Source organism: Streptomyces sp. NBC_00386 (genome assembly GCF_036063235.1).
GTDB lineage: Bacteria > Actinomycetota > Actinomycetes > Streptomycetales > Streptomycetaceae > Streptomyces.
Genome location: NZ_CP107950.1, coordinates 6,412,642 through 6,439,537, shown reverse-complemented (window position 1 = coordinate 6,439,537; position 26,896 = coordinate 6,412,642). Strand labels below are relative to the sequence as shown.

At 72.2% G+C, this 26,896-nt stretch carries 20 protein-coding genes; 11 read left to right on the top strand and 9 right to left on the bottom strand.

Going from position 1 to position 26,896, the window contains the following annotated elements:
* Positions 1-18 precede the first annotated feature (18 nt).
* From OG780_RS28195 to OG780_RS28185, 3 genes are all read left to right on the top strand, one after another.
* Positions 19-1,473, top strand: a complete 1,455-nt coding sequence (locus tag OG780_RS28195; protein ID WP_328452771.1) for an FGGY family carbohydrate kinase — start codon at positions 19-21, stop codon at positions 1,471-1,473.
* A gap of 169 nt (positions 1,474-1,642) precedes the next feature.
* Positions 1,643-3,376, top strand: coding sequence for an ABC transporter ATP-binding protein (locus tag OG780_RS28190; protein WP_328452769.1), 1,734 nt, complete (start codon positions 1,643-1,645; stop codon positions 3,374-3,376).
* A complete protein-coding gene (locus OG780_RS28185) occupies positions 3,376-5,304 on the top strand; it encodes an ABC transporter ATP-binding protein (RefSeq protein ID WP_328452767.1) in 1,929 nt (642 codons plus the stop codon). The genes OG780_RS28190 and OG780_RS28185 overlap by 1 nt, the downstream gene beginning before the upstream one ends.
* Before the next feature lie 119 nt (positions 5,305-5,423).
* Here OG780_RS28185 and OG780_RS28180 read toward each other — a convergent pair whose 3' ends face one another.
* From OG780_RS28180 to OG780_RS28160, 5 genes are all read right to left on the bottom strand, one after another.
* Positions 5,424-6,734 (bottom strand): RNA polymerase sigma factor, encoded by a 1,311-nt coding sequence (locus OG780_RS28180; protein WP_328452765.1) that lies wholly within the window; start codon positions 6,732-6,734, stop codon positions 5,424-5,426.
* Between the two features lie 226 nt (positions 6,735-6,960).
* Complete coding sequence (gene dnaG, locus OG780_RS28175) at positions 6,961-8,865, bottom strand: DNA primase (protein ID WP_328452763.1); 1,905 nt, start codon at positions 8,863-8,865, stop codon at positions 6,961-6,963.
* A gap of 145 nt (positions 8,866-9,010) precedes the next feature.
* Positions 9,011-10,276 carry an NAD(P)/FAD-dependent oxidoreductase gene (locus OG780_RS28170; protein ID WP_328452761.1) on the bottom strand — a complete coding sequence of 422 codons (1,266 nt, stop codon included), beginning with the start codon at positions 10,274-10,276 and terminating at the stop codon, positions 9,011-9,013.
* A gap of 93 nt (positions 10,277-10,369) precedes the next feature.
* Positions 10,370-11,812 (bottom strand): deoxyguanosinetriphosphate triphosphohydrolase, encoded by a 1,443-nt coding sequence (locus OG780_RS28165; protein ID WP_328452759.1) that lies wholly within the window; start codon positions 11,810-11,812, stop codon positions 10,370-10,372.
* An 82-nt stretch (positions 11,813-11,894) separates the two neighbouring features.
* Positions 11,895-12,815: a sirohydrochlorin chelatase gene (locus tag OG780_RS28160; protein ID WP_328452757.1), complete on the bottom strand. Its 921-nt coding sequence runs from the start codon at positions 12,813-12,815 to the stop codon at positions 11,895-11,897.
* Between the two features lie 282 nt (positions 12,816-13,097).
* Here OG780_RS28160 and OG780_RS28155 point away from each other — a divergent pair, with 282 nt between their 5' ends.
* Together OG780_RS28155 and OG780_RS28150 are read left to right on the top strand one after the other, a co-directional pair.
* Positions 13,098-13,811 carry a SanA/YdcF family protein gene (locus OG780_RS28155; protein ID WP_328452755.1) on the top strand — a complete coding sequence of 238 codons (714 nt, stop codon included), beginning with the start codon at positions 13,098-13,100 and terminating at the stop codon, positions 13,809-13,811.
* A 114-nt stretch (positions 13,812-13,925) separates the two neighbouring features.
* Positions 13,926-16,145, top strand: coding sequence for a molybdopterin oxidoreductase family protein (locus tag OG780_RS28150; protein ID WP_328452753.1), 2,220 nt, complete (start codon positions 13,926-13,928; stop codon positions 16,143-16,145).
* A 29-nt stretch (positions 16,146-16,174) separates the two neighbouring features.
* Here OG780_RS28150 and OG780_RS28145 read toward each other — a convergent pair whose 3' ends face one another.
* From OG780_RS28145 to cutA, 3 genes are all read right to left on the bottom strand, one after another.
* Complete coding sequence (locus OG780_RS28145) at positions 16,175-16,366, bottom strand: twin-arginine translocation signal domain-containing protein (RefSeq protein WP_328452751.1); 192 nt, start codon at positions 16,364-16,366, stop codon at positions 16,175-16,177.
* Between the two features lie 215 nt (positions 16,367-16,581).
* Positions 16,582-17,064 carry a gamma-glutamylcyclotransferase family protein gene (locus OG780_RS28140; protein WP_328458435.1) on the bottom strand — a complete coding sequence of 161 codons (483 nt, stop codon included), beginning with the start codon at positions 17,062-17,064 and terminating at the stop codon, positions 16,582-16,584.
* A 29-nt stretch (positions 17,065-17,093) separates the two neighbouring features.
* Complete coding sequence (cutA, locus tag OG780_RS28135; protein ID WP_328452749.1) at positions 17,094-17,420, bottom strand: divalent-cation tolerance protein CutA; 327 nt, start codon at positions 17,418-17,420, stop codon at positions 17,094-17,096.
* A 175-nt stretch (positions 17,421-17,595) separates the two neighbouring features.
* Here cutA and OG780_RS28130 point away from each other — a divergent pair, with 175 nt between their 5' ends.
* The 3 genes from OG780_RS28130 to OG780_RS28120 all read left to right on the top strand — a co-directional run bounded on the left by OG780_RS28130 (position 17,596) and on the right by OG780_RS28120 (position 21,264).
* A complete protein-coding gene (locus tag OG780_RS28130; RefSeq protein ID WP_328452747.1) occupies positions 17,596-19,239 on the top strand; it encodes a M4 family metallopeptidase in 1,644 nt (547 codons plus the stop codon).
* Positions 19,240-19,955: 716 nt separating this feature from the next.
* Positions 19,956-20,474: a hypothetical protein gene (locus OG780_RS28125; RefSeq protein ID WP_326787963.1), complete on the top strand. Its 519-nt coding sequence runs from the start codon at positions 19,956-19,958 to the stop codon at positions 20,472-20,474.
* 166 nt (positions 20,475-20,640) lie between these two features.
* A complete protein-coding gene (locus OG780_RS28120) occupies positions 20,641-21,264 on the top strand; it encodes a class F sortase (protein WP_328452745.1) in 624 nt (207 codons plus the stop codon).
* Positions 21,265-21,494: 230 nt separating this feature from the next.
* On the opposite strand, the gene OG780_RS28115 is transcribed toward OG780_RS28120, so the two are convergent.
* Entirely contained in the window at positions 21,495-22,277 is a 783-nt protein-coding gene (locus tag OG780_RS28115) for a sulfite exporter TauE/SafE family protein (RefSeq protein WP_328452743.1), read from the bottom strand.
* 245 nt (positions 22,278-22,522) lie between these two features.
* On the opposite strand from OG780_RS28115, the gene OG780_RS28110 reads away from it, so the two are divergent.
* From OG780_RS28110 to nirD, 3 genes are read left to right on the top strand one after another with little or no spacing between them, the layout of a single operon-like run.
* On the top strand, positions 22,523-23,863 hold the full coding sequence (locus tag OG780_RS28110) for an NAD(P)/FAD-dependent oxidoreductase (RefSeq protein WP_328452741.1): 1,341 nt from the start codon (positions 22,523-22,525) through the stop codon (positions 23,861-23,863).
* Entirely contained in the window at positions 23,863-26,481 is a 2,619-nt protein-coding gene (nirB, locus tag OG780_RS28105; RefSeq protein ID WP_328452739.1) for a nitrite reductase large subunit NirB, read from the top strand. The genes OG780_RS28110 and nirB overlap by 1 nt, the downstream gene beginning before the upstream one ends.
* Positions 26,478-26,840 (top strand): nitrite reductase small subunit NirD, encoded by a 363-nt coding sequence (nirD, locus tag OG780_RS28100; RefSeq protein WP_328452737.1) that lies wholly within the window; start codon positions 26,478-26,480, stop codon positions 26,838-26,840. The genes nirB and nirD overlap by 4 nt, the downstream gene beginning before the upstream one ends.
* Positions 26,841-26,896 lie beyond the last annotated feature (56 nt).

Below are 26,896 nucleotides of genomic sequence, written 5' to 3'. Positions count from 1 at the left end.
TACGGCAGAATTCCCGCCATGGGGATAGTCGCCGGGCTGGACAGTGCGCCCGATTTCACTCGCATCGTCGTCTGCGACACAGACACGGGTGCCGTGCTGAGGCAGGGGTATGCGCCGCACCCGATCGACGGCGGCGAGGGTGGCGGCCGTCCTTCCGACGTGGACCCCCAGGCCTGGCTGCTGTCCCTGGGCGAGGCCGCGGGGGGCGGGCTGCTCGAAGGCGTCCAGGCCATCGGCGTGTCCGCCCAGCAGAACGGGCTCGTCCCGCTGGACCCGCAGGGCAACACCGTGCGCCCCGCGATGGTCGGCGGCGACAAGCGGGCGCAGGTCTCGGCGGCCGATCTGATCGACGCGCTCGGCGGTCGCGAGGCGTGGGCGCAGGCGGTGGGCAGCGTCCCGCAGGCCGCGCAGCCGGTGACCAAACTGCGCTGGCTGAGCAAGACCGAACCCGACGCCGCCCGGCGCACCAGCATGCTGCTCCAGGCCCACGACTGGCTGGTGTGGCAGCTTCTCGGACGGCCCGTGCGCAGGACCACGGACCGGGGCGGCGCCTCGGCGACCGGGTACTGGTCGGCGGCGACCGGCGCGTACCGACAGGACCTCGTCGAACTGGCGCTCGGCCACCAGGCCGGGCTGCCGGACGTGCTCGGCCCCTCCGAGGCCGCGGGGACCACGCCCGAGGGTCTGCTGATATCCGCCGGGACCGGCGAGACCATGGCGGCGGCGTTCGGGCTCGGCATCGGGCTCGGCGACGCGGTGGTGTCGCTGGGCGCCTCGGGCTCCGTGATGGCCGTCCACGTCGAGGCGCTGGCGGACTCCACCGGCATGATCACCTCCCTGGCGGACGCGACCGGCATGCACCTCCCGGTCGTCACCACGCTCAACGCCGTACGGGCCCTGCGCGGGGCCGCGGAGCTCCTCGGCGTGCCCGACCTGGAGGGGCTGTCCGAGCTGGCGATGAAGTCGACGCCGGGCTCGCACGGGCTCGTCCTGCTGCCGTACCTGGAGGGCGAGCGCACGCCGAACCTGCCGCACACGGCGGGGACGCTGGCCGGTCTGCGCCGGGAGTCGATGAAGCCCGAGCACCTGGCGCGGGCGGCCTTCGAAGGCATGCTGTGCGGGCTCGCGGACGCGCTGGACGTACTGCGCGGCCGGGGTGTCGACGTACGCCGGATCTTCCTGCTCGGCCAGGCCGCCGAGCTGCCCGCCGTCCAGGCCGTGGCGCCCGCGCTGTTCGGCGCGCAGGTCGTCGTACCGCAGCCCGCGGACTACGCGGCGCTCGGCGCCGCCCGTCAGGCCGCCTGGGCCCTCGGCGTCGCGCAGGGCACGCTCGACCCGCGGACCCCGCCCCTGTGGCAGGGTCCGGTCGCCCAGGTTCTGGAGCCCGGTGACGAACTCGCCGTGGGACAGGCCGTACGGCAGCAGTACGTCACCGTGCGCGAACAGACACATCCCGGGGCGTTCCGGGCGTAACCCCTCCGAGGGCGTACGACCAAAGACGGAGGCGGCATCCATTTTTGGACCGCACTTGGGTTAATCGGTTGAGGTAACGCGGGGGGAGTGTCCGACGATAGGGGGTGGTGCGTGCACCATGCACAGCCCGTCGGTCACCCCCGCCGTCCACGATTCCGAGAGACCCCGCGTGCTCATACGACTCCTGCGGACCCACCTCAGTCCGTACAAGAAACCCATCGCCCTGCTGGTGCTGCTGCAGTTCCTGCAGACCTGCGCCACCCTCTACCTGCCCACCCTCAACGCGCACATCATCGACAACGGTGTCGTGAAGGGTGACACGGGTTACATCCTGACCTTCGGCGCCCTGATGATCGGCATCTCGCTGACCCAGGTCGTCTGCAACATCGGGGCCGTCTACTACGGAGCCCGTACGGCGTCCGCGGTGGGCCGGGACATCCGGGGCGCCGTCTTCGACCGCGTGCAGTCGTTCTCGGCACGTGAGATGGGCCACTTCGGCGCGCCGTCGCTGATCACCCGCACCACCAACGACGTCCAGCAGGTGCAGATGCTCGCACTGATGACGTTCACCCTGCTGGTGTCGGCGCCGATCATGTGTGTGGGCGGCATCATCCTGGCCCTCGGCCTGGACGTGCCGCTGTCCGCGGTGCTCGTCGCCGTGGTGCCGACGCTCGGCATCTGCGTGACGCTCATCGTGCGCCGGCTGCGCCCGCTGTTCCGCACCATGCAGGTGCGCCTGGACACCGTGAACCGGGTGCTGCGCGAGCAGATCACCGGCAATCGCGTGATCCGCGCGTTCGTGCGCGACGGCTACGAGAAGGACCGTTTCAAGGGCGCCAACACCGACCTCACGGAGACGTCGCTGGCCACCGGCCGGATGCTGGCCCTGATGTTCCCGATCGTCATGACGGTGGTGAACCTGTCGTCCATCGCGGTGGTCTGGTTCGGTGCCCACCGCATCGACAGCGGCGGTATGCAGATCGGCGATCTGACCGCGTTCCTGGCCTACCTGATGCAGATCGTGATGTCCGTGATGATGGCCACCTTCATGTTCATGATGGTGCCGCGCGCGGAGGTCTGCGCCGAGCGCATCCAGGAGGTCCTGGGCACCGAGAGCAGCGTGGTCCCGCCCGTCGCGCCCGTCCTGGAGCTGCGCCGGCACGGCCACCTGGAGATCCGCGAGGCCGGGTTCCGCTACCCGGGCGCCGAGGAGCCGGTCCTGAGGTCCGTCGACCTGGTCGCGCAGCCCGGTGAGGTCACCGCGGTCATCGGTTCGACCGGCAGCGGCAAGTCGACGCTGCTCGGCATGATCCCCCGCCTGTTCGACGCCACCGACGGCCAAGTGCTCGTCGACGGCGTGGACGTCGCGACCATCGACCCGAAGCTGCTGGCCAGGACGGTCGGACTGGTCCCGCAGAAGCCCTACCTGTTCGCGGGGACGGTCGCCACGAACCTGCGGTACGGCAACCCGGAGGCGACCGACGAGGAGCTGTGGCACGCGCTGGAGGTGGCGCAGGCCAAGGGCTTCGTGGAACAGCTCGAGAACGGGCTGGACTCGCCGATCGCGCAGGGCGGCACGAACGTGTCCGGCGGCCAGCGCCAGCGCCTGGCGATCGCCCGCACCCTCGTGCAGCGCCCCGAGATCTACCTGTTCGACGACTCCTTCTCGGCCCTCGACTACGCGACCGACGCGGCGCTGCGCGCGGCGCTCACCGAGGAGACCGCCGAGGCGACCGTGGTGATCGTCGCCCAGCGGGTGTCGACCATCAGGGAGGCCGACCGGATCGTGGTCCTCGACGAGGGCCGGGTCGTCGGCACCGGACGCCACCACGAACTGATGGCGGACAACGAGACCTATCGGGAGATCGTGCTCTCCCAGCTGACGGAAGCGGAGGCTGCCTGATGGCCGGGCCGATGGGGCGCATGATGGCCGGGGGCGGCCCTGACCAGCGCTCGATGGATTTCAAGGTGTCGGGCCGACGGCTCCTCACCCAGTTCAAGCCCGAGCGCGCCACGCTGTACGTGATGCTGGTCACCGTCGTGCTGAGCGTCGGCCTCTCGGTGGTCGGCCCGAAGATCCTCGGCAGGGCCACCGACCTGGTCTTCTCGGGGATCGTCGGCCGCCAGATGCCGGCCGGGGCCACCAAGGCCCAGGCTCTCGACTCGCTGCGCGCGCACGGCAAGGGCGGCGTCGCCGACATGCTCTCGGGGACGGACTTCACCCCCGGCCAGGGCATCGACTTCACCGCCGTCGGGCACGTCCTGCTGCTCGCGCTCTGCACGTTCCTGCTGGCCGGACTGCTGATGGCGGTGGCGACGCGGCTGGTGAACCGGTCCGTCAACAGGACCGTCTACCGCATGCGCGAGGACCTGCAGGCGAAGCTGTCGCGGCTGCCGCTGTCGTACTTCGACAAGCGCCAGCGCGGTGAGGTGCTCAGCCGCGCGACGAACGACATGGACAACATCCAGCAGACCCTCCAGCAGTCGATGGGCCAGCTCGTCAACTCGCTGCTGACCATCGTGGGCGTCCTCGCGATGATGTTCTGGGTGTCGCCGCTGCTGGCGCTCGTCGCGCTGGTCACGGTGCCGCTGTCGTTCGTCGTGGCCACCCGGGTCGGCAAGCGCTCGCAGCCGCACTTCGTGCAGCAGTGGCGCACCACCGGCAAGCTCAACGCCCACATCGAGGAGATGTACACCGGCCACAACCTGGTGAAGGTGTTCGGGCGGGCGGAGGAGTCGGCGGCGCAGTTCGCCGAGCAGAACGACAAGCTGTACGAGGCCGGTTTCCGGGCGCAGTTCAACAGCGGCGTCATGCAGCCGCTGATGATGTTCGTGTCGAACCTGAACTATGTGCTGGTGGCCGTCGTCGGCGGGCTGCGGGTGGCCTCGGGCTCGCTGTCGATCGGTGACGTGCAGGCCTTCATCCAGTACTCCCGCCAGTTCTCGATGCCGCTGACGCAGGTCGCCTCGATGGCGAACCTGGTGCAGTCGGGTGTCGCGTCGGCGGAGCGGGTCTTCGAGGTCCTGGACGCGGACGAGCAGGAGGCGGACCCGACGGTGTCGGCCCGTCCCGAGGAACTGCGCGGGCGCGTGGCGCTGGAGAACGTCTCCTTCCGGTACGACCCGGAGAAGCCGCTCATCGAGGACCTCTCGCTGAAGGTGGAGCCGGGCCACACGGTGGCCATCGTCGGCCCGACCGGCGCCGGCAAGACGACCCTGGTGAACCTGCTCATGCGGTTCTACGACGTCACCGGCGGCCGGATCACCCTCGACGGGGTCGACGTGACCTCCATGTCCCGGGACGACCTGCGGTCGGGGATCGGCATGGTGCTCCAGGACACCTGGCTGTTCGGGGGCACGATCGCCGACAACATCGCGTACGGGGCCTCGCGGGACGTCACCCGCGGGGAGATCGAGGAGGCGGCGCGCGCGGCGCACGCCGACCGGTTCATCCGCACGCTGCCCCAGGGCTACGACACGGTGATCGACGACGAGGGATCGGGGGTCAGCGCGGGCGAGAAGCAGCTGATCACCATCGCCCGTGCGTTCCTGTCGGACCCGGTGATCCTGGTGCTCGACGAGGCGACCAGCTCCGTCGACACCCGCACCGAGGTGCTGATCCAGAAGGCGATGGCGAAGCTGGCGCACGGGCGGACCTCGTTCGTGATCGCCCACCGTCTGTCGACCATCCGGGACGCCGACACCATCCTCGTGATGGAGGACGGCGCCATCGTGGAACAGGGCGCCCACGCGGACCTGCTGGAGTCCGGCGGCGCCTACGCCCGCCTCTACCAGGCCCAGTTCGCCCAGGCGGTCGCCGAGGTCGACTGACCCACCGCATCCCGCTGAGGTGACCACCTCCTGGACCCCCGCTGGAAACACCCTTCCGGCGAGAAAATCAGCCCCTCCGGCGTTTGAGGAGCGGGGGTCCGGGGGGCAGCGCCCCCGGGTCAGTCCAGATAACCCCGGAGCTGATCCGCAAAGGCATGGTCCCTGAGCTTGTTCAGGGTCTTGGACTCGATCTGCCGGATGCGCTCGCGCGTGACACCGAAGATGCGGCCGATCTCCTCCAGCGTGCGCGGACGCCCGTCCGCCAGCCCGTACCGGAGCTGGACCACCTTGCGCTCCCGCTCGCCGAGCGTGGAGAGCACCGCTTCCAGATGCTGCCGGAGCAGGATGAACGCGGCGGACTCCACCGGAGACGTCGCGTCACCGTCCTCGATGAGGTCACCGAGGGCCACGTCGTCCTCCTCGCCCACGGGGGCGTGCAGGGACACCGGCTCCTGGGCCAGCCGCAGGACTTCGCTCACCCGTTCGCCGGACAGGTCGAGCTGCGCCGCGACCTCTTCGGGCGTGGGCTCGTAGCCGCGTTCCTGGAGCATCCGCCGCTGGACGCGGACCACCCGGTTGATCAGCTCGACCACATGCACGGGGACGCGGATGGTGCGCGCCTGGTCGGCGAGCGCGCGCGACATGGCCTGCCGGATCCACCAGGTGGCGTACGTGGAGAACTTGTAGCCGCGGGCGTAGTCGAACTTCTCGACGGCCCTGATCAGGCCGAGGTTGCCCTCCTGGACCAGGTCGAGCATGGTCAGGCCGCGGCCCACGTACCTCTTGGCCACGGAGACGACGAGCCGCAGGTTCGCCTCGATGAGCCGGCGCTTCGCCATCCGGCCCATGACGACGATCTTGTCGAGGTCCAGGGCGAGCTGGCTGTCCAGGTCGGGCGTGAGCCGGAGCTTCTCCTCGGCGAACAGCCCGGCCTCGACGCGCCGGGCGAGGTCGACCTCCTCGGCCGCCGTGAGCAGCGGGATCCGCCCGATCTCCCGCAGATACTGGCGGAACAGGTCGGACGAGGGGCCACCGGTGTCGGCGGCGCGGCTCCGGGCCGGTTCCACGGGTTCGGGGGCCTCGGTCTCCACCTCCACCTCGGCCTCGGTCTCCGCTTCCGGAGCCTCTCCGAGGGTCTCGGGAGGGCTTTCCGGGCCGCCCTCGGGATGGTGCGCGGCACGCCGCTGCGCGGGGACCGCCCCGACGACGCCGGGGTCCGCGTCCGTGTCGGTGGCGTTGTCGGTCTGGGCGAGGGTCTGGGTCTGCACGGGGGCGACCTCCAGGAATGTCGCTGCTGAGGCGTGCGGCAGCGGTACGTCGGGGATGGGGTCGACGGCCTCGCCGCTGTCCATCCCGCAGTCGTTTGGCGGAACCGCGGGGATCGGGAACCCGTCGCGTGCGGGTCGGCCGCGCTCCGAGGACTCAGGCACCGGAACCCAGTGTGGAGTACGACACATCACCGCCACGAGGGGCGTGCGGTGACTTTTTGCGTCCGGTCCGTGACCGCGTGGTTACTGTCCAGGACGAGTGCGCAGCTCAGCGGAGACGAAACCTTCAAAGGGGGATGCGGGATTGGCATGTGCGCCGACCGCTCCGACCGCCCGTCACGCCCCGCCGGGCCGCTCCCGGAACATCCCGAAGGCCCGTGGTGCGGTCTCAGAGGGCTTCGGCGCCCCGCTCGCGCAGTGCCTGACCGTACTGCTGGAGCACCCACAGCTCGTTCTGCACGGCGGCCAGCCGGGCCGGGTCACCGCCCGCGCTGAGGCGGGACAGGGAGCCCTGGACGTCCCGGATGCGGCGGTCGACGGCGCGGCGGCGGACCATGACGAGCTGGTCGCCCGCGTACGTCTCGTCGACGGTCTTGCGCAGGATCGCCTCGACGGCCAGCTCGGTGACCATCGCGCGCACCGCGTCGTCCGGGGCGGCGTCACGGACCCGGATCAGATACTCCTGGGGGTCCTGGACGCCGTACTCGGTGCCGCCCGCGTCCAGGACGGCCTGGCGTACGGCCGCGTACGGCGGGGCGGTGAACTCGTCCATGCCGTACGCGTCGAACGCCGGGGCGACCAACTCGGGCCGCTGGAGGGCGAGTTTGAGCAGCTCGCGCTCGGTGGCGAAGACGGGGTTGCGCAGGGTGAGAGCCGGGCCGCCGCCGGTGGGCGCCTGGGTCGCGGCGTAGGTCTGCTGGTGGCGGCCACCGGCCGGGGCCGGTCCCATGCCGCCTCGGTCACGGGCCCAACGGGCGAGCTGGGCAACCCTCTTGACGACGAACTGGGTGTCGAGGATGCCGAGCATGCCGGCGAGCTGCACGGCGACCTCGTGCTGTGCGCCGCTGTTCTTGATGCGGGCGACGACCGGGGCGGCCTCGTCGAGCGCGGCCGCGCGTCCGGCGGGGGTCTCCAGGTCGTAGCGCAGGACGATCTGGCGCAGTGCGAACTCGAAGAGGGGGGTGCGGGGTTCGACCAGGTCGGCGACGGCCTCGTCGCCCTTGGCGAGACGCAGCTCGCAGGGGTCCATGCCGTCGGGCGCGATGGCGATGTAGGTCTCGGCGGCGAACTTCTGGTCGTCCTCGAAGGCGCGCAGGGCGGCCTTCTGGCCGGCCGCGTCGCCGTCGAAGGTGAAGATCACCCGGGCCGAGCCGTTGTCCATCAGGAGACGGCGGAGGATCTTGATGTGGTCGCCGCCGAACGCCGTGCCGCAGGTCGCGATGGCGGTGGTGATCCCGGCCAGGTGGCAGGCCATGACGTCGGTGTAGCCCTCGACGACGACCGCCCGGCTGCTCTTGGCGATGTCCTTCTTGGCTAGGTCGATGCCGTACAGGACCTGGGACTTGCGGTAGATCGCGGTGTCGGGCGTGTTCAGGTACTTCGGGCCGTTGTCCGACTCGTACAGCTTGCGGGCGCCGAAGCCGACGACCTCGCCGCCGATGTCGCGGATCGGCCACATGAGACGGCCGCGGAAGCGGTCGATGGGGCCGCGTCGGCCCTCCTGGGCGAGGCCGGAGAGGACCAGTTCCTTGTCGGTGAAGCCCTTGCCGCGCAGATGGCGGGTGAGGTGGTCCCAGCCCTGGGGGCTGTAGCCGACTCCGAAGTGGGCGGCGGCGGCCTGGTCGAAGCCGCGCTCGGCGAGGAACGCGCGGCCCGTGTCGGCCTCGGGGCTGGTGTCGAGCTGCTCGGTGTAGAACCGCGCGGCGGCCTTGTGCGCCTCGACCAGACGGATGCGCTCGCCGCGCTGGTGGGCGGGGTTGTACCCGCCCTCCTCGTAGCGCAGGGTGATGCCGGCCTGGGCAGCGAGGCGCTCGACCGACTCGGAGAAGGTGAGGTGGTCGACCTTCATCACGAACGTGATGGTGTCGCCGCCCTCCTGGCAGCCGAAGCAGTGGAAGAGGCCCTTGCTGGGGCTGACCTGGAACGACGGTGACTTCTCGTCGTGGAAGGGGCAGAGGCCCTTGAGGTTTCCGCCGCCCGCGTTGCGCAGCTGGAGGTACTCGGACACCACGGCGTCGATCGGGACCGCGTCCCGAACAGCCTTCACGTCCTCGTCATTGATCCTGCCTGCCACGTGGTGATTCTACGGGGCCGCGCCGACACTCCCGGGGCAGGTGGACAGCCACCGTGCCGGGGTCCGGGGCGCACCCCGGAAATCCCGGCACGGCGGACGGTCCGCGAGTCGGCCGGCGCGGCCCTCGCGGAGCCGTCCGGCGGCGTCACGGAGCCAGGCTCTCCAGCGGGACGTGCGGGTCGGCGAGCGCCTCGGTGTCCACCTGGGACCGGGAGCGGATGAGCCGCTGGATCGGATCGGTGACGTCCCACACGTTCACGTTCATCCCGGCGAGCAGTCTGCCGTCCTTCACCCAGAAGGCGATGAACTCCCGCTTGGCCGCGTCGCCGCGGATCACCACCTGGTCGTACGTCCCCGGGGGTGCCCAGCCCGAGTACTCCAGGCCCAGGTCGTACTGGTCGGAGAAGAAGTAGGGCACGCGGTCGTACACCGCCCCGCGGCCCAGCATCGAGCGGGCGGCGGCCGGTCCGCCGTTGAGGGCGTTGGCCCAGTGCTCGACGCGCAGCCGGGTGTCGAAGAGGCCGTGGTGGAAGGAGGCGACGTCACCGGCGGCGTAGACGTCGGGGTCGGAGGTCCGCAGCTGCTCGTCGACGGCGATGCCGCCGCCGTGCGCGCGGTCGGCCATCTCCAGGCCGGCGGCCTCGGCGAGGCCGGTGCGCGGGGCGGCCCCGATGGCCGCGAGGACGTCGTGGGCGGGGTGCTCCTCTCCGTCGTCGGTGCGGGCGGCCAGGACCATGCCGTCCTGGCCGACGATCTCGGTGAGCTGGACGCCGAAGTGGAAACGCACCCCGTGCTCGCGGTGCAGTTCGGTGAAGAGCTCGCCCAGCTCGGGGCCGAGCACGTTGTGCAGCGGGGTCGGTGCGGGTTCGACGACGGTGACCTCCGCGCCGTACTCGCGGGCCGCGGCGGCGACCTCCAGGCCGATCCAGCCGGCTCCGGCGATGACGAGGTGACCGTTGTCCCGGCCGAGCGCGGCGAGGACGCCCTTGAGGCGCTCGGCGTGGGCGAGGCGGCGCAGGTGGTGGACGCCGGCGAGGCCGGTGCCCGGGATGTCGAGGCGGCGCGGCTCGGCGCCGGTCACGATGAGCAGTTTGTCGTAGTGGACGAGGGTGCCGTCGTCACCGAAGCGGACGGTCTTGGCCGCGCGGTCGATCGCGTCGACGGTCTGGCCGAGGTGCAGCTCGATGTCGTTCCGCGCGTACCACGCGGGTTCGTGCACGAAGACGCTGTCGCGTCCCTCCTTGCCGAGGAGGTAGCCCTTGGACAGCGGCGGACGTTCGTAGGGGTGGTCGCGCTCGTCGCAGATCAGTATCACGCGGCCGGTGAAGCCCTCCGCTCGGAGCGTCTCGGCCGCCTTGGCGCCTGCCAGGCCTCCTCCGACGATGACGAATGTCTGATCCGCGTCGACCACTTGATGCCTCCTCGTAAGGATGTCGCCATATGCGAGCCTCCCGCACGGAGCGTGATGCGGGAAGGGGTAGTGGCCCGATCAGGCCACGCAGGGTCACACTTGTCCGCCCCCATGGGAACGCGTGGTGAGTCTGAGGTGCAGGGAACGCGCCGAGGCATCGGTGAGCGATGCGATCTGGTCCACGATCACGCGCTTGCGGGCACGGTCGTCGGCCGCCTGGTCGAACAGCGCCCGGAACTGCGGATCCAGGACCTCGGGGGCGCGGGCGGTGAGCGCCTCGGCCAGTTCGGCGACGACGACCCGCTGGTCGGCGCGGAGCAGCTCCTGTTCGGCGCGCTGCATCACGTACCGGTCGGCGACCGCCTTGAGGACGGCGCACTCCAGCCTGGCGGCCCGCGGGACGACGAGTTCCGCCGCGTACCGGGTGAGGCGTCCGCTGCCGTACCGGGCGCGGGTGGCGCCCTCCGCGGCCAGGCAGAATCGGCCGATGAGCTGGCTGGTGGCGTCCTTCAGGCGGGCCTGCGCGACGGCCGATCCGTCGTACCCGTGCGGCCACCACTCCTGGCCGAGGAGCCGGTCGAGGGCCTCGGCCAGCTCGGCGGGATCGGTGTCCCCGGGCACGTACCGCCCGACGGCCACGGCGAAGATCTCCCGGCGTTCCGGTCCGGCGTACAGGCTGGCGGGGTCGATGTGGCCCGCGTGCAGGCCGTCCTCGATGTCGTGCACCGAGTACGCGACGTCGTCGGCCCAGTCCATCACCTGGGCCTCGAAGCACGTACGGGTGCCGGGTGCGCCCTTGCGGATCCAGTCGAACACCGGCCGGTCGTCCTCGTAGACCCCGAATTTCGGTGACTTCGGATCGGCGGGACGGGCACCTCTCGGCCAGGGGTACTTGGTGGCGGCGTCGAGGGCGGCGCGGGTGAGGTTGAGGCCGACGCTGACGAGGTCGTCGCCCGAGCCGGCGAAGGCCGAGGTGACCATGCGGCTGCGCACGAAGCGCTTGGGCTCGATCCGGGTGAGCAGGCGCAGCGACTGGGCGTTGCCCTCGAATCCGCCGCAGTCCTCGGCGAATTCGTTGAGCGCCTGTTCGCCGTTGTGCCCGAAGGGAGGGTGGCCCAGGTCGTGCGAGAGGCAGGCCGCCTCGACCAGGTCCGGGTCGCAGCCCAGCGCGGCGCCCAGCTCGCGGCCCACCTGGGCGCACTCCAGGGAGTGGGTCAGCCGGGTGCGCGGGCTGGCGTCCCACACCTGGATGGGCGCGCCGCCGGATCCGACGGCGCCGAGCACCTGGGGAAGGGTTCCGGGCGTGACGACCTGGGTCTTGCCCGCGAGGCGGCGCAGGGCCGCGGAGTGCAGCACGCGTGCGCGGTCGCGCTGGAAGGCGGTGCGGCCCGGTCGTTTGTCGGGCTCGGCGGCCCAGCGCTCGACGGCCGACAGGTCGTACTCGTCATGGGCCGTGTGGTTCTCGTGGGCCTGTGGTGCGGTGTCTTCGGGTGCCTGCCGTGCGGTGTCTTCGGTCCTCGGTGCCATGCCTTCCATGCACCGACAGTAGACGCAGGCGGTGACAATCGGGGCGGGAGCGGCGTCGGCGCGGTGCCGGGCGCGGGGAGGAGCGCCGGGTTCAGGCCGGGATCAAGGTGCGCTCCGGGGCGGACTCGGGGGCCGCTACGGCCTGGTCGTAGCGGTGCAGGACGAGGCGGGCCATCGCCGGGTGGTCGCCCAGCGGTGCGGCGCAGATCCAGGGGGCCTGCTCGGCGCACTGCGTGGCGAAGCGGCCGGGGGCGGTGAAGTACGAGGCGACGGCGATCCGGTGGCGGCCCCGGGCGGCCAGCGCGCGCACGGCGGCGGGGACGGTGGGCGCGGCGGCGGAGGCGTAGGCCGGGACGACCGGGACGCCGAGGCGTTCGGCGAGGAGCTGGGCGGTGCGGCGGGTGTCGGCGGCCGAGTCCGGGGCACGGGACCCGGCGGACGCGAGGACGACGGCGCTCGCGCGGCGGGCGGCGTCGCTCATCCGGGTGCGCCATCCGGCCTCCACGAGGCGGGCGTAGAGGGTTTCCACGAGCAGCGGGTGCGGACCGAGCGGGCCGGCGACACGGGCGTTCAGGCCGGGGACGGCGGCGGCGGTCTCGGGGATGTCGCGCCGGACGTGGTAGCCGCGGCCGAGCAGCAGCGGTACGAGGACGGTGTCCTGCCGGCCGGCCAGGGAGGCGAGCGTGTCGCCGAGGAGGGGCTCGTTGAGCTCGATGTGGCCGAGGTGCACGGGCAGGTGCGGGCGCAGCTCGCGGACGCGTTCCATCAGGGTGCTTACGGTGGCGAGCGCGCGCGGGTCACGGCTGCCGTGGGCGACCAGGACGAGAGCGGGCGGCGGCGGCCGGCGGGTGCCGTCGGGCGAGACGAGAGCGAGGCTGCTGCCGAGCTGGCCGGCGATCCGGTTCAGGAGCTGCGCCGCGTTGCCGAGGTGGCCTTCGAGGTCGGCGCCGCGGGGCGGCGGGCCGCCGAGGCCGTGGGAGAACGCGTCGCGAGAGGGGTTCGAGGCCGTCATACGTCGATCCTGGCGGGAGGAAGTTGCCGGGCCGTTGCGTGGGCGTGTCGGACGTTTTCCAGCGGTTCACCGAACGGCGGCGGCGCACTGTGAGGGTTCCCACCTGCGGCTCTCTCCTGCCGGAAAGCCCAGGCCGGGACATCCGGGCGAACCGAACGGCCCTACGATGCGTCTTCATCTGCTGAACGGGCACGCGGGACCCGCGTGGAATCCGGCGCCGGCCCTCCCGGGGACACGGGCCCGCGCGCCGTCGCGAGTGACGACACCTGGGGGACATCGATCATGCCGCGTCTGCCGCGCCCGAAGCGCCCGAGCTTCCGCAGACCCCGCCTGCCACGCCTGCCGCGTACGCGCAGGGGGCAACGGCGGGCCGTGCAGGCGCTGATGCTCCTGTGCGTACTGGCGCTGCTCCCGGCGACCTGGCTGTACGTGTCGACGGGCGACCGGCTGCGGACGACGGCGGACGCCCCGCGCACCGAGGTCGCGATCGTGTTCGGCGCGGGCCTGTGGGACGGCGAGCCGTCCCCGTATCTCGCCCACCGCCTGGACGCCGCGGCGAAGCTGTACCGGGCCGGCCGGGTCGAGGTCGTCCTCGTCACCGGCGACAACAGCCGCGAGGACTACGACGAGCCGGACGCGATGCGCGCCTACCTCACCGCGCACGGGGTGCCCGGCCGGCGGATCGTCAGCGACTACGCCGGCTTCGACACCTGGGACTCCTGCGTCCGTGCCCGGAAGATCTTCGGTGTCCACGAGGCCGTCCTGATCAGCCAGGACTTCCACATCCGCCGGGCTCTCGCCCTGTGCCGGGCGGCGGGGGTGCGCTCGTACGGCATCGGCGTGGCCGCCAAGCACGACGCCACCTGGTACTACGGCAACACCCGGGAGATCTTCGCGGCGGGCAAGGCCGCGCTGGACACGCTGTTCGAGCCGGATCCGCATTTCCTCGGTCCGAAGGAGCACGGGGTGACCCGGGCTCTGGCAGCGGCCCGCTAGGTCGTGTCCACCGGGAGATCTCACCGCGGGCACGGCGTCGGCGGGAGGTCTCCGCACCGGCCGTGTAACGCCTGCCTCCCCGGCGCGTAACACGCCCGCCGCAGGCTGGGGGCCATGACGGCCTCCGTGACGCCCACCCACTGCCCGTACTGCGCCCTGCAGTGCGGGATGAACCTGACGCCCGCGCCGGGCGGCGGCGTCACGGTGACCGAGCGTGCGGACTTCCCGGTGAACCGGGGCGCGCTGTGCGGCAAGGGGCGCACGGCGCCCGCGCTGCTGTCGTCCCGGGTGCGGCTCACCTCGCCGCTCGTGCGCACCGGGGGCGTCCTCAGGCCCGCGGGCTGGGACGAGGCCCTGTCCCGGATCGCCGGGGGCCTGGCCCGCACGCGCGCGGACCACGGGCCGGACGCCTGCGGGGTGTTCGGCGGGGGCGGACTGACGAACGAGAAGGCCTACGCCCTCGGGAAGTTCGCCCGCGTCGTCCTCGGCACCTCGCAGATCGACTACAACGGCCGCTTCTGCATGTCGTCCGCGGCGGCGGCCGGCATCAGGGCTTTCGGTCTCGACCGGGGGCTGCCCTTTCCGCTGGAGGACGTTCCGCGGACCGGATGTGTGATCCTCGTCGGCTCCAACCTCGCCGAGACGATGCCGCCCGCGCTGCGGTTCGTCACCGAGCTGAAGGAGAACGGCGGCACGCTGATCGTCGTCGACCCGCGCCGCACCCGCACGGCCGAACAGGCGGACCTGCACCTGGCACCGCGCCCGGGGACGGATCTGGCGCTCGCGCTCGGGATGCTGCATCTGGTCGTCGCCGAGGGGCGTACGGACGAGGAGTACATCCGGGACCGTACGAGCGGCTGGGAGGAGGCGCGGGCGGCCGCGATGGCGCACTGGCCGGAGTACGTGGAACGGATCACGGGGGTGTCCGTTCCCCAACTCCGCCATGCCGTGCGGATGTTCTGCGAGCCCGAGAACGCGATGGTCCTGACCGCGCGCGGTCCCGAGCAGCACTCCAAGGGCACCGACACGGTGGGCGCCTGGATCAACCTGTGCCTGGCCACCGGGCGTTCGGGCCGGCCGCTGTCGGGATACGGCTGCCTCACCGGGCAGGGCAACGGGCAGGGCGGGCGCGAACACGGCCAGAAGGCCGACCAGTTGCCCGGCTACCGCAAGCTCACCGATCCGGCCGCACGGCGGCATGTGGCCGAGGTGTGGGGCATCGACCCCGCCACGCTGCCCGGACCCGGGCGCAGCGCGTACGAGCTCCTCGACGCGATGGGGACGGACATCCGCTCCCTGCTGCTGATGGGGTCGAACCCGGTGGTGTCCGCGCCCCGCGCCGCGCACATCGAGGAACGTCTGAAGTCGCTGGACTTCCTCGCGGTCGCCGATGTCGTCCTCTCCGAGACCGCCGCCCTCGCGGACGTCGTCCTGCCGGTCGCCCAGTGGGCCGAGGAGACCGGCACGACGACGAACCTGGAGGGCCGTGTACTGCTCCGCCGGCGCGCGCTCACCCCTCCCGAAGGCATCCGCAGCGATCTCGAGGTGCTGCACGGACTCGCCGCGCTCCTCGGCGTGGAGAAGGGTTTTCCCGCCGACCCGGAGGAGGTCTTCGAGGAACTGCGCCGGGCGAGTGCGGGTGGTCCGGCGGACTATTCGGGGATCACCTACCGCCGGCTGGCCGAGGAGAACGGGGTGTTCTGGCCCTGCCCGGCCCAGGGGACTCCGGACGCGGCCACGGAAACCTCGGCGGCGGGCGGCTCCGGGCCCGACTCCGGCTCCGGCTCCGGCCTCGGCTCCGGCTCCGGCTCCGACTCCGGCTCCGACTCCGGCTCCGGCTCCGGCTCCGGCTCCGGCTCCGGGCAGCATCCGGGCACGCCGCGCCTCTTCCTCGAACGGTTCGCCACCGAGGACGGCCGGGCGCGGTTCGTTCCCGTGTCGCACCGGCCCGCCGCCGAGGAGCCGGACGACGAGTACCCGGTGCTGCTGACCACCGGGCGGGTGGTGGCCCAGTACCAGTCGGGGGCGCAGACGCGGCGCGTGGACGAACTCAACGCCGCCGCGCCCGGCCCGTACGTGGAGATGCATCCGCGGCTGGCCGAACGGCTCGGCGCGGCGGACGGGGACGCCGTGACGGTGGTGTCGAGGCGCGGCCGGGCCGTCGCACCGGCCCGGCTCACCACGGCCATCCGCCCCGACACCGTGTTCATGCCCTTCCACTGGCCCGGAGAGGGCCGCGCCAACACCCTCACCAACCCGGCCCTGGATCCGGTCTCCCGGATGCCGGAGTTCAAGGCGTGCGCGGTACGGGTGGAGGCGGCGCGGAAGGACTGACGGGGTGGGCGCTCCGCAGCTCGGGCCCGTCAGCGGGCGCTCGGGCTTTCCGGCCCGGACTTCCCGACGGTCCCGGGTGCTTCCGTGGAACCCGAGCCGGGGTGCTTGCCCGGCTCGGGAGCCTGCGTCGAGCAGGAGCTGAGTCCGATGCCCAGGGTGGCGCCGACGGCCGCCCCGCTGAGCGCGAGGAGACGTCGTCGGGTCAAGTCGCGGTCGGCCATGGCCGCACCCTAGGCGCGGGACGGGCCACGGCTCCGGGGGCGCACGGAACGGCCACCCGCACGGGTGCACGTGGCGAACAGCGGTCACACCCCGGCCCCGCCCAGCCGCACAGGTGCGTCAGGCACGGCGGCACGCCCAGGGCCTCTCCCCCCGCCCACGCGCGCCGGGGCACGGCCGGCACGTCCCGCCCGCTCCCCCGCCGCACGGGCGCGCTTCAGCCGGCCCCGCCCGCCGGACCGTCTCCCCCGTCCACGGCCCCATGCCCGTCCCCGTCCCTGCCCCTGTCCCCGTCCCTGTCCCCGCGCCAGTCCCCGTCCTCGATCAGCTTGCCGCCGGACCGCAGGCGGGCCGCCACCGCGGGCGCGGCGACGTACACCCAGGCCCGCACGACCGTGACGCCGTCCGCCCGCACGGCGTCACGTGCGACGCGTTCGTACAGGCTGCGCGCGTCACCCGGCACGTACTCCTCCAACTCGTCCAGCTCCTGCAGCAGTTGCTCGTACGCCTCCGGCCGGGCGGTCACGATCTCGCCGCACACCGCGCCACCGGGTTCGTCGACGGCGTACGGGTATCCGGGTCCCGCGTACAGCGCGAGCCCGCGCATCCGTCCGGGCTCCTCGGAGCGGGTACGGCCGCGCAGGAACAGGTCGTGGTTGTGCTCGCCGGGCCGCAGGGTGCCGTAGACGAAGAAGGGCAACTCCGCTTCGCCGCGGGGGCCGACCGGGCTCAAGGGGCCGTCTCCTCCTCCAGCCAGCGCAGATAGTCCGGGCTTCCCGCCACGACCGGGGTCGCGATGATCTCGGGCGTGTCGTAGTCGTGGGCGTCCAGGAGATACGCCTCCAGCGCCGGGTAGCGCGCCGCGGTCGTCTTGAACTGGATCCGCCATTCGGAGGCCGTCTCCACGGCGCCCTCCCAGCGGTAGACGGAGGTGACCGGCCCCGAGATCTGGGCACAGGCCGCGACCCGCGCCGCCACCGCGCCCCGGGCCAGCGCCTCGGCCTTCTCCGCCGCGTCCGTCGTGGTCAGGACGGCCAGGCAGGCCGGCAGTTCCATGATCGCCTCCATTCGTGAGGGTACGGAAACGATTCTCGCCGCATCCCGCACGCACCAGGTAGGCGCTATGGACATGACATGTCATGCACCTTTAAATCGGATGCAGCTCCCAGCGCCTCCCCCACGGGCCCCACCCCCCACACGCCCTCCCCAAGGCACCTTTCCAAGGAGACCGATGAGTCGAATACGGCACATCCGAGGTTCCTCTCTCGCCACCGCCGGCGCCGCCGTGACCGCGGCCACCCTGCTGGCCGCCGCGCTCGCCCCGGCCGCGAACGCCGACAGCGGGCCGACCCGGGCGACCGCCGTCGAGAACGCGGCCTCGGTGCTGGCGGCCCACGCCGCGAGCCTGGGTCTCACCGCGGCTCAGCACACCACCGTCCGGGACGTCGTCGTCGACAAGGACGGCACCCAGCACGTGCGCTACGACCGGACCTATCGCGAACTGCCCGTACTGGGCGGCGACTTCGTGGTCCACCTGGCTCCGGACGGTTCGTACCGAGGCGCGAACCGCGCGACGAGCAAGGCCATTTCACTGGCCGACGTCACTCCGGAACTCTCCGGCGCGAAGGCGGCCGGCCTGGCGGTGAACGCGCTGCGCGCCGCCAACTCCGGTGAGGCGCTGAAGAAGGTGACGGCCAGACCGCGGCTGATCGTCGACGCCCTGCACGGAAATCCGAGGCTCACCTGGCGCACCGACGCGGTGGGCCAGGACCGGCTCGGCAACCCGGTCGCGCGCACGGTGCTGACCGACGCCCGCACCGGCGCGCGGATCGACGCGTGGGACAGCGTCGAGACGGCGACGGGCGACGGCAACTCGCTCTACAGCGGCACGGTTCCGCTGGAGACGACGCAGTCCGGATCGACGTACCAGCTGAAGGACCCGACGCGCGGGAACACGTACACGGGCGACGCGGCGAACAAGACGGACCTGTGCATCTTCGGGATCTGCATCAGCCGGGCGCCCGCGACGCTCTTCACCGACGCCGACAACCACTGGGGCACGGGCGCGACCTCGGACCGCTCCTCCGCCGCGGTGGACGCGCAGTACGGCACGAACGAGACCTGGGACTACTACAAGAACGTCCACGGGCGGAACGGCATCGCGGGCGACGGCAAGGGCTCGTACAACCGCGTGCACTACGGCAACAACTACAACAACGCCTTCTGGGACGACAGTTGCTTCTGCATGACGTACGGGGACGGGGACGGCTCGACGTTCGGGCCGCTCGTCGCACTGGACGTCGCCGGGCACGAGATGTCGCACGGCGTCACCTCGAAGACGGCCGCGCTGACGTACTCGGGCGAGTCCGGCGGCCTGAACGAGGCGACGTCCGACATCTTCGGAACCATGGTGGAGTGGTACGCGAACAACTCCTCGGACGCCGGTGACTACCTGATCGGCGAGGAGATCGTCCGCTCCGGCTTCGGCAAGCCCGCCCTCCGCTTCATGGACAAGCCCTCCAAGGACGGCAACTCGGCGGACTGCTGGAGCAGTTCGGTCGGCAACCTGGACGTCCACTACTCCTCCGGCGTCGCCAACCACTTCGCCTACCTCCTCTCGGAGGGCAGCGGGGCGAAGACCGTCAACGGCGTCGGCTACGACTCCCCCACCTGCAACGGCTCCACGGTGTCCGGCATCGGGCACGACAAGGTGGGCAAGATCTGGTACCGCGCGCTGACGGTCTACATGACCTCGTCGACGAAGTACGCGGGCGCGCGCACCGCCACGCTGAACGCGGCCAAGGACCTCTACGGAGCGGGCAGCGCCGAGTACGCCGCCGTGGCGGCGGCCTGGTCGGCGGTCTCCGTGGGCTGACCCGCGCCGGACGCCTTCCGGCCGTGAAGAGTCGCGAAGAGTCCGGAGCTCCCCCGGTCGCCGTGGGCAGGCGCCGTCAGGTTCGCCTGCCCACGGCTCCCGGGGAGCATGTCCGTCCCCGGCGGCCGATAGTCCTCCCGCACCGGCCGGTACACGCTCACGTACGCACCCGTCTTCGCGGTGACGGTGGAAACGTGTTCGAGCGGGCGTTTCGTCCGGCCCTCGGGGAAGATCCCCCCTCGGTAGGCGTGCGGGCCCGACGGGCGTGCCGGGGGGCCGGGGGCACCCGCGGGCCGCCGGGCGGGGGCACCCGCGGGGCCGGCCCGGGCCCCCGTCGGCGGACGATCCCGGACACCTGGCGGACAGGCCCGTACTTCCGGCGGATGAACTCAAAACTCCCCGGCGAGCGAGCCCGCACCCTCGGCGGACGGCCCCGGACACCCGGCGGACAACCCTTGGGTCACCCATTCACACCCCCGCCCCGGCTCCTTCGGATTCCCGTGCGCGGTACAAGGGGTTCACGCCGGTGACCTGCCGGAATGCCGGAGCTCCCGCCCCGCCCGGCGTTCCGTCTGACACCCGTTCACATCATTTCTGACGCTCCATCAGAGAGCGGTCGCGGTCATGTGCCACTTACCTCGGAAGGGCAGGGGTGCGACCGACGCTGCGGCACTTGGGGGTGCCGCGGGCCGTGCCCCCTCGGAGGAGCTGGCACGATGCGACGTACCGCCCGTCTGCTGACCGGTACCGCGCTCGCCGTCGCCGTCGCGGGGCTGGCCGCCGCGCCCGTGTACGGCGGGGACACCGGAAGCCTGGAGGTGTTCCCCTCCAGCGTCGTCCCCGGCGAGGACGTCACCGTCAACACGGCCGCGTGCGGCTCGGACGGCACCGCGAGCGGGGACGCGGGCGCGGTGGGCGGCGGTTCCTTCACCCTCGCCGCCAGCGCGCACGAGCACGACGCGATCGGTCAGTTCCAGGTGCCGCCGAGCGCGCAGCCGGGAACGTACGAGATCGTCGCGACGTGCTCGCACGGCCGGCGCGTCACCGGCGACCTCCTGGTGACCCTCGCCGCCACGCGCGAGCAGGTCCAGCCGCGCGGGCATGTGGACACGGGTGTCGGCGGCGCGCTGGGCCCCGACCCCGTTCAGACCGCGGCGGGAGTGGCGGCACTGGCCGTCGCCGCCGCGGGCGGTACCTGGCTCCTGCATCGCCGGGCGAGAGGCGACGGGATCTGACGGACACCCTCCGCTGTCCGTCCGCCGGTACCGCCGTCCCTCCCTCTCCGTGGCCCGACGCCCCTCGCGGCCCGGAGGGGGAAGGGACCGGCATCGTCGAACACCCCACGGCCGTCGCGGGCGCCGGCCGGTCCCACCCCGGAAGGGAACCCGTGAGGAGGCTCGCGTGCGCCGGGTCAGCAATGCCGTCATAGCGTCGGTCACGGTCGTCGCCCTGTGCTCGGGCGCCTGGCTGCTGGGCAGCGGCGCCGAGGCGCACCCGCCTCCCCAGCCGTCCGCGGCGCAGTCGGCGACCGCCGGAGACCGTGCGCGGTCCACCGGCCCCGCGATGCCCCACTCCCCGCCGGACCGCATCCGCATCCCCGCGATCGGCGTGGACGCCCCCCTGATCGGCCTCGGCCTCACCCCACAGGGCAGCCTGGACGTGCCGCCCGCGCAAAAGAAGAACCTGGCGGGCTGGTACGAGGCCGGGACCAGCCCCGGTGAACGCGGCACCGCGATCGTGGCCGGGCACGTCGACAACGCGGAAGGCCCCGCCGTCTTCTACGACCTGGGCTCGCTCCGCACGGGCAGCAAGGTCGAGGTGGACCGGCTCGACGGCAGAACGGCCGTCTTCACCGTCGACGCCGTCGAGGTGTACGACTCCCGTTCCTTCCCCGACGCGAAGGTGTACGGCGCCGCGCGCCGGCCCGAGCTGCGGGTCATCACCTGCGGCGGCAGCTACTCGCCGACGACGGGCTACCAGGGGAACGTGGTCGTCTTCGCCCATCTCACCGGCAGCAGCCGGTAGCCCGGGGTGAGCCGCGCAAGGTCGCCGGGGGCCGGGCGGACCGCGGGCCGCCGCCGGCAGTCAGCGCGAGCCACCGACTACCGCCGTGGGCTCAGGCGAGCCGCTGACGCTGCCGAGATCCGGGGTCAGGCGAGCCACTGACGGCTGCCGAGGCCCGGGTTCAGACGAGCCACTGACGGCTGCCGAGGCCCGGGGTCAAGCGAGCCACTGACGGCTGCCGAGGCCCGGGTTCAGGCGAGCCACTGCTGGTACGCCAGGTTCGCCACCAGCGCGAACACCACCGTCAGCAGGACCGCCCGGACGAACCCGCTGCCCTGCTTGAGCGCGGTCCGCGCCCCCACCATGCCGCCCGCCAGATTGAACACGGCCATCAGGGCGGCCAGCTCCCAGAACACCGTGCCCTTCCAGGCGAAGGTCGCGAGGGCGCCCGCGTTGGTGCAGCAGTTGACGATCTTTGCGGTGGCGGAGGCCGTCACCAGGTCGAGGTGGAGCAGCGCGGTGAGGGCGAGTACGAGGAACGTGCCCGTGCCGGGGCCGATGAGCCCGTCGTAGAAGCCGATGCCGAGGCCCGCCAGGCCGATCGCGGCGAGGACGCGACGCGCGCTGACCGGGGTGGTCGGCGGCGCCGTGCCGAAGGCGGGCCGCAGGATCACGAAGGTACCGACGGCGAGCAGGACGACCATGACGACCGGCTTGAGCACGTCGGTGCTCAGCCCGGCCGCGACGAACGCGCCCCCGGTCGAACCGGCGAGGGCCGCGAGGCCGATCCGTACGGCCAGCCGCACGTCCACGGGTGTCTTGCGCGCGTACGTCACCGCGGCGCCCGTGGTGCCGACGATCCCGACCGCCTTGTTCGTGCCGAGCGCGTACGCCGCCGAGGTGCCGGCGGGCAGGCCGAGCAGCATGGCGGGCAGCAGGAGCAGCCCTCCTCCGCCGACCACCGCGTCGATCCAGCCGGCCGCCAGAGCGGCGGCACAGAGCACAAGAAGCATGGTCAGCGATATGTCGGGCATGATCGCGACCCTAAGCGACGGGTGGATGCGCGATGCACGGACCCCGGGAAGCTTGAGCGATTCCAGAGGTTCGCGCGGCGGATCACCGCGTCCGCCGGCCCGCTCCCCCGACACCTCGCTCGATACCTCGCTCCGTGCCCTCCCCCGCGCCCTCACACCGCCGCCCCGCCCCGGCTGAGGGCAGCGTTCCTCCCGGGAAACAGAGGTGATGCCACCGGGTAACACCGGCACCGCACGGTGTGGTCATGACCTCGAATACGCGTGTGGTGGTGATCGGCGCCGGCCTCGCGGGCGTCCGGTTCGCCCGGCGGCTCGGTGAGCTCGGAGGGTCCGCGCTGGTCGTCGGCGAGGAGGAGCACCGGCCCTACAACCGGGTGCTGCTCGCCGAGGTGCTGGCCGGACGCTACGAGCCGGAGGTGATCTCGCTCCCGGCCCCGCCGGAGCTGGTCCGCGCCCGGGTCACCGGCATCGACCGCCTCGCGCGGACCGTGCGCTGCGCGGACGGTACGGAGATCGCATACGACACGCTGGTCCTGGCCACCGGCTCCAACCCGGTGCTGCCGCCGCTGCGCGGCCTGTTCACGGACATGTACCTCGCATCGACACACCGGGCAGGCGATCCGGCCCGCTCTTCCGGCCGGGGGTCCGGGGGTCGTCCCCCGGGAAGGCACAGCACTCCCGACCACGAACTGCCCGAGGGTGTCCACGCGTTCCGCACCATGGACGACTGCCTTGGCCTGTCGAAGGCACTGCGGCCGGGGGTACGGGCGGTCGTCGTCGGCGGCGGTCTGCTGGGCGTCTCCGCCGCCCGGGCGCTCGCCGTGCGCGGCGCCCAGGTGGTCCTCGCCCAGCAGGCCGAGCGGCTCATGGAGCGCCAGCTCGACCCGAGCGCCTCGAAGCTGGTGCTGCGGCATCTGCTCGACCTCGGCGTCGAGGTGCACACCGAGTGCCGGGTACGGGACGTGCGCTGCCTGGGCGGCGCGGTCCGCTCGGTGGAACTGGCCGACGGCTACGCGCTCGACGCCGACCTGGTGGTGCTGGCCTGCGGGGTGCGTCCGCGCGCGGGCCTGGCCGAGGAAGCCGGTCTCGCCGTCCACAAGGGCGTCCTCGTCGACGACGAACTGCGCACCAGCGACCCGCACATCCGCGCCCTCGGGGACTGCGCCCAGCACGACGGCACGGTCTACGGTCTCGCCGCCCCCGCCCTCGAACAGGCGGACCTGCTGGCCGAACTGCTCGCGGGGGACGCGAACGCCCGCTACTCCGGCACCCGTTCCCTGACCCGGCTCACCCTGACCGGACGGGACGCCCCCTCCGGACGCACGCCCTCCGGCCTCGCCCCCTTCGACCTGGCCGCGTTCGGCGAGACCGAACCACGCCCGGGCGACGACGTCGTCCAGCTCACGGACGCCACCCGCGGCACCTACCGCAAGGTCGTCGTCCGCGACGACCGCCTGGTCGGCGGAGTTCTCGTCGGCGAACTCGGCACCGTCGGCGCGCTCGCCCGCGCCTGGGAGGGAGCCGAGCCGCTCCCCGCGGACGGCGCCCCCCTGCTCCACCTGCTCACCAACGATGGAGGCTCCTGATGTCCACGACCGCTACCGACGGGGGCCGGCCCCGCCCCACGATCGTGCTCGTCGGCCACGGCATGGTCGGCCAGCGCTTCCTCGAAGCGCTCGCCGAACGCGGTCTGACCGCCACACACCGCGTGGTCGTGCTGTGCGAGGAGCCGCGCCCCGCCTACGACCGCGTCGCCCTCACCTCGTACTTCTCCGGGAAGACCCCCGAGGACCTCTCCATGACCGACATGGAGTTCATCCACGAGCACGGCATCGAGCTGCACGTCGGCGACGCGGCCGAGTCGGTCGACCGGGCCGCGCGCACCGTGACGGCCAGGTCCGGTCTGACGGTCGGCTACGACACCCTCGTTCTGGCCATCGGCTCCTTCCCCTTCGTCCCGCCGGTCCCCGGCAAGGACGCCGAGGGCTGTTTCGTCTACCGCACGATCGACGACCTGCTCGCCATCGAGGAGTACGCGAGGTCGCGGGCGACGACCGGAGCCGTCGTCGGCGGTGGTCTGCTGGGCCTGGAGGCCGCGGGTGCGCTCAAGGGCCTCGGACTCACCAGCCACATCGTGGAGTTCGCACCCCGTCTGATGCCGGTGCAGGTCGACGAGGGCGGCGGGGCCGCGCTGCTGCGCACGATCGAGGACATGGGCCTGTCCGTCCACACGGGCGTGGGCACACAGGCGATCGTGGTCGGCGAGGACGGCGCGGTCACCGGTATGAAGCTCTCCGACGGCTCCGAACTCGCCACCGACCTGGTGGTGTTCTCCGCCGGTGTCCGCCCCCGCGACCAACTGGCCCGCGACTGCGGTCTGACGGTCGGCGAGCGCGGCGGCATCACCGTCGACGAGCAGTGCCGTACGGTCGCCGACCCGAGCGTGTTCGCGATCGGCGAGTGCGCGCTGGCGGCGGACGGCCGGGTGTACGGCCTGGTGGCGCCCGGCTACGAGCAGGCGGAGACGGCCGCGGCGACCATCGCCGAGGACGAGAGGGCGTTCACGGGCGCGGACCTGTCCACCAAGCTCAAGCTGCTCGGCGTCGACGTGGCGTCCTTCGGCGACGCCCACGGCACCACCGAGGACTGCCTGGACGTCGTCTACTCCGACTCCCGCGCGGGCCTGTACAAGAAACTGGTCATCGGCCGGGACGGCACACTGCTCGGCGGCATCCTGATCGGCGACGCGGAGGCGTACGGAACGCTGCGCGCCTTCACCGGCTCGGTCCCGCCGGTGTCCCCGGAGTCCCTGGTCCTGCCGGCGGGGGCGGGCGCCCCCGTGCAGCTCGGCCCGTCCGCGCTGCCGGACGAGGCGGTCGTCTGCTCCTGCCACAACGTCACCAAGGGCACGATCCGCGGCGCGGTGACCGAGCACTCCTGCACCACCGTGCCCGAGGTCAAGAAGTGCACCAAGGCCGGTACGGGCTGCGGCAGTTGCGTCAAGGTGCTGGGCCAGCTGGTCACCGCCGAGCTGGAGGCGAGCGGCGTCGAGGTCGACAAGGGCCTGTGCGGCTGCTTCGGGCAGACCCGCGAGGAGCTGTACGAGATCGTCCTGGCGCTCAGGATCGCCTCGTACCGGACGCTGCTGGACCGGTACGGCCGCGAGGACGCCCGGGGCGGTGACGGCTGCGAGGTCTGCAAGCCCGCCGTCGGCTCGATCATCGCCTCCCTCGCCCCCACGATCGGCGCCGACGGCTACGTCCTGGACGGCGAACAGGCCGCGCTCCAGGACACCAACGACCACTTCCTCGCCAACCTCCAGAAGAACGGCTCGTACTCGATCGTGCCGCGCATCCCCGGCGGCGAGATCACTCCCGAGAAGCTCATCGTGATCGGCGAGGTGGCACGGGACTTCGGGCTCTACACGAAGATCACCGGCGGTCAGCGCATCGACCTTTTCGGTGCGCGGGTGGAGCAACTCCCTCTGATCTGGGCACGGCTGGTGGACGCCGGCTTCGAGTCCGGGCACGCGTACGGCAAGTCGCTGCGGACGGTGAAGTCCTGCGTCGGACAGACCTGGTGCCGGTACGGCGTGCAGGACTCGGTGCGGATGGCGATCGACCTGGAGCTGCGCTACCGGGGTCTGCGGTCCCCGCACAAGCTCAAGTCGGCGGTCTCCGGGTGCGCCCGCGAGTGCGCCGAGGCCCAGTCCAAGGACTTCGGCATCATCGCCACCTCCAACGGCTGGAACCTCTACGTCGGCGGCAACGGCGGCGCGACCCCGCGCCACGCGGACCTGCTGGCCCAGGACCTGTCGGACGCCGAACTGGTCCGTCTGATCGACCGCTTCCTGATGTTCTACATCCGCACCGCGGACCGCCTGGAGCGCACCTCGACCTGGCTGGAGCGGATTCCCGGCGGCCTCGACCACGTCCGCGAGGTGGTCGTGGAGGACTCGCTCGGCATCTGCGAGGAGCTGGAGTCGCTGATGACCGCGCATGTCGCGAACTACCGGGACGAGTGGGCCGAGACCATCAACGACCCGGAGAAGCTGGGCCGGTTCGTGTCGTTCGTGAACGCCCCCGACACCCCGGACCCGGTCGTCGGCTTCGTTCCCGAGCGCGACCAGATCAAGCCCGACCTGCCGCTGCTCACCATCGGACACCGACCCCTGGAAGCCCTGGAAGGAAGTGCCCAGCGATGACCCTGGCACCCGAGACGACCCGGCCGACGACGGCCCTCACGCTCCAGCTCCTGCTGGAGGGCGGCTGGTTCACGGTCTGCGAGCTGTCCCTGCTGACTCCGGGGCGGGGCGTCGCCGCCCTCCTCCCGGACGGCCGCCAGGTCGCCCTGTTCACCGACCGCGCGGGACGGACGTACGCGATCGACAACCGTGATCCGTTCAGCGGGGCCGCGGTGCTCTCCCGCGGGCTGACCGGAACCCACCGGGGCCACCCGTTCGTCGCCTCGCCGCTGCTCAAGCAGCGCTTCGACCTGGAGTCCGGGCGGTGCCTGGACGACGAGGAGGTACGGGTGGAGACGTACGAGGTGCGGACCGCCTGAGCCGATCCGGTCCGGGCCGGGCCGGGCCGCCTGACCCGGTCCGGTCCGGGTCTCCC

Excerpts from the sequence above, each read along its gene's own strand:
- OG780_RS28195 (WP_328452771.1), top strand. The coding sequence starts at position 19 with ATGGGGATAGTCGCCGGGCTGGACAGTGCGCCCGATTTCACTCGCATC.
- OG780_RS28185 (WP_328452767.1), top strand. The coding sequence starts at position 3,376 with ATGGCCGGGCCGATGGGGCGCATGATGGCCGGGGGCGGCCCTGACCAG.
- OG780_RS28165 (WP_328452759.1), bottom strand. The coding sequence starts at position 11,812 with ATGGAAGGCATGGCACCGAGGACCGAAGACACCGCACGGCAGGCACCC.
- OG780_RS28160 (WP_328452757.1), bottom strand. The coding sequence starts at position 12,815 with ATGACGGCCTCGAACCCCTCTCGCGACGCGTTCTCCCACGGCCTCGGC.
- OG780_RS28155 (WP_328452755.1), top strand. The coding sequence starts at position 13,098 with ATGCCGCGTCTGCCGCGCCCGAAGCGCCCGAGCTTCCGCAGACCCCGC.
- OG780_RS28150 (WP_328452753.1), top strand. The coding sequence starts at position 13,926 with ATGACGGCCTCCGTGACGCCCACCCACTGCCCGTACTGCGCCCTGCAG.
- OG780_RS28145 (WP_328452751.1), bottom strand. The coding sequence starts at position 16,366 with ATGGCCGACCGCGACTTGACCCGACGACGTCTCCTCGCGCTCAGCGGG.
- cutA (WP_328452749.1), bottom strand. The coding sequence starts at position 17,420 with ATGGAACTGCCGGCCTGCCTGGCCGTCCTGACCACGACGGACGCGGCG.
- OG780_RS28130 (WP_328452747.1), top strand. The coding sequence starts at position 17,596 with ATGAGTCGAATACGGCACATCCGAGGTTCCTCTCTCGCCACCGCCGGC.
- OG780_RS28125 (WP_326787963.1), top strand. The coding sequence starts at position 19,956 with ATGCGACGTACCGCCCGTCTGCTGACCGGTACCGCGCTCGCCGTCGCC.
- OG780_RS28115 (WP_328452743.1), bottom strand. The coding sequence starts at position 22,277 with ATGCCCGACATATCGCTGACCATGCTTCTTGTGCTCTGTGCCGCCGCT.
- OG780_RS28110 (WP_328452741.1), top strand. The coding sequence starts at position 22,523 with ATGACCTCGAATACGCGTGTGGTGGTGATCGGCGCCGGCCTCGCGGGC.
- nirB (WP_328452739.1), top strand. The coding sequence starts at position 23,863 with ATGTCCACGACCGCTACCGACGGGGGCCGGCCCCGCCCCACGATCGTG.
- nirD (WP_328452737.1), top strand. The coding sequence starts at position 26,478 with ATGACCCTGGCACCCGAGACGACCCGGCCGACGACGGCCCTCACGCTC.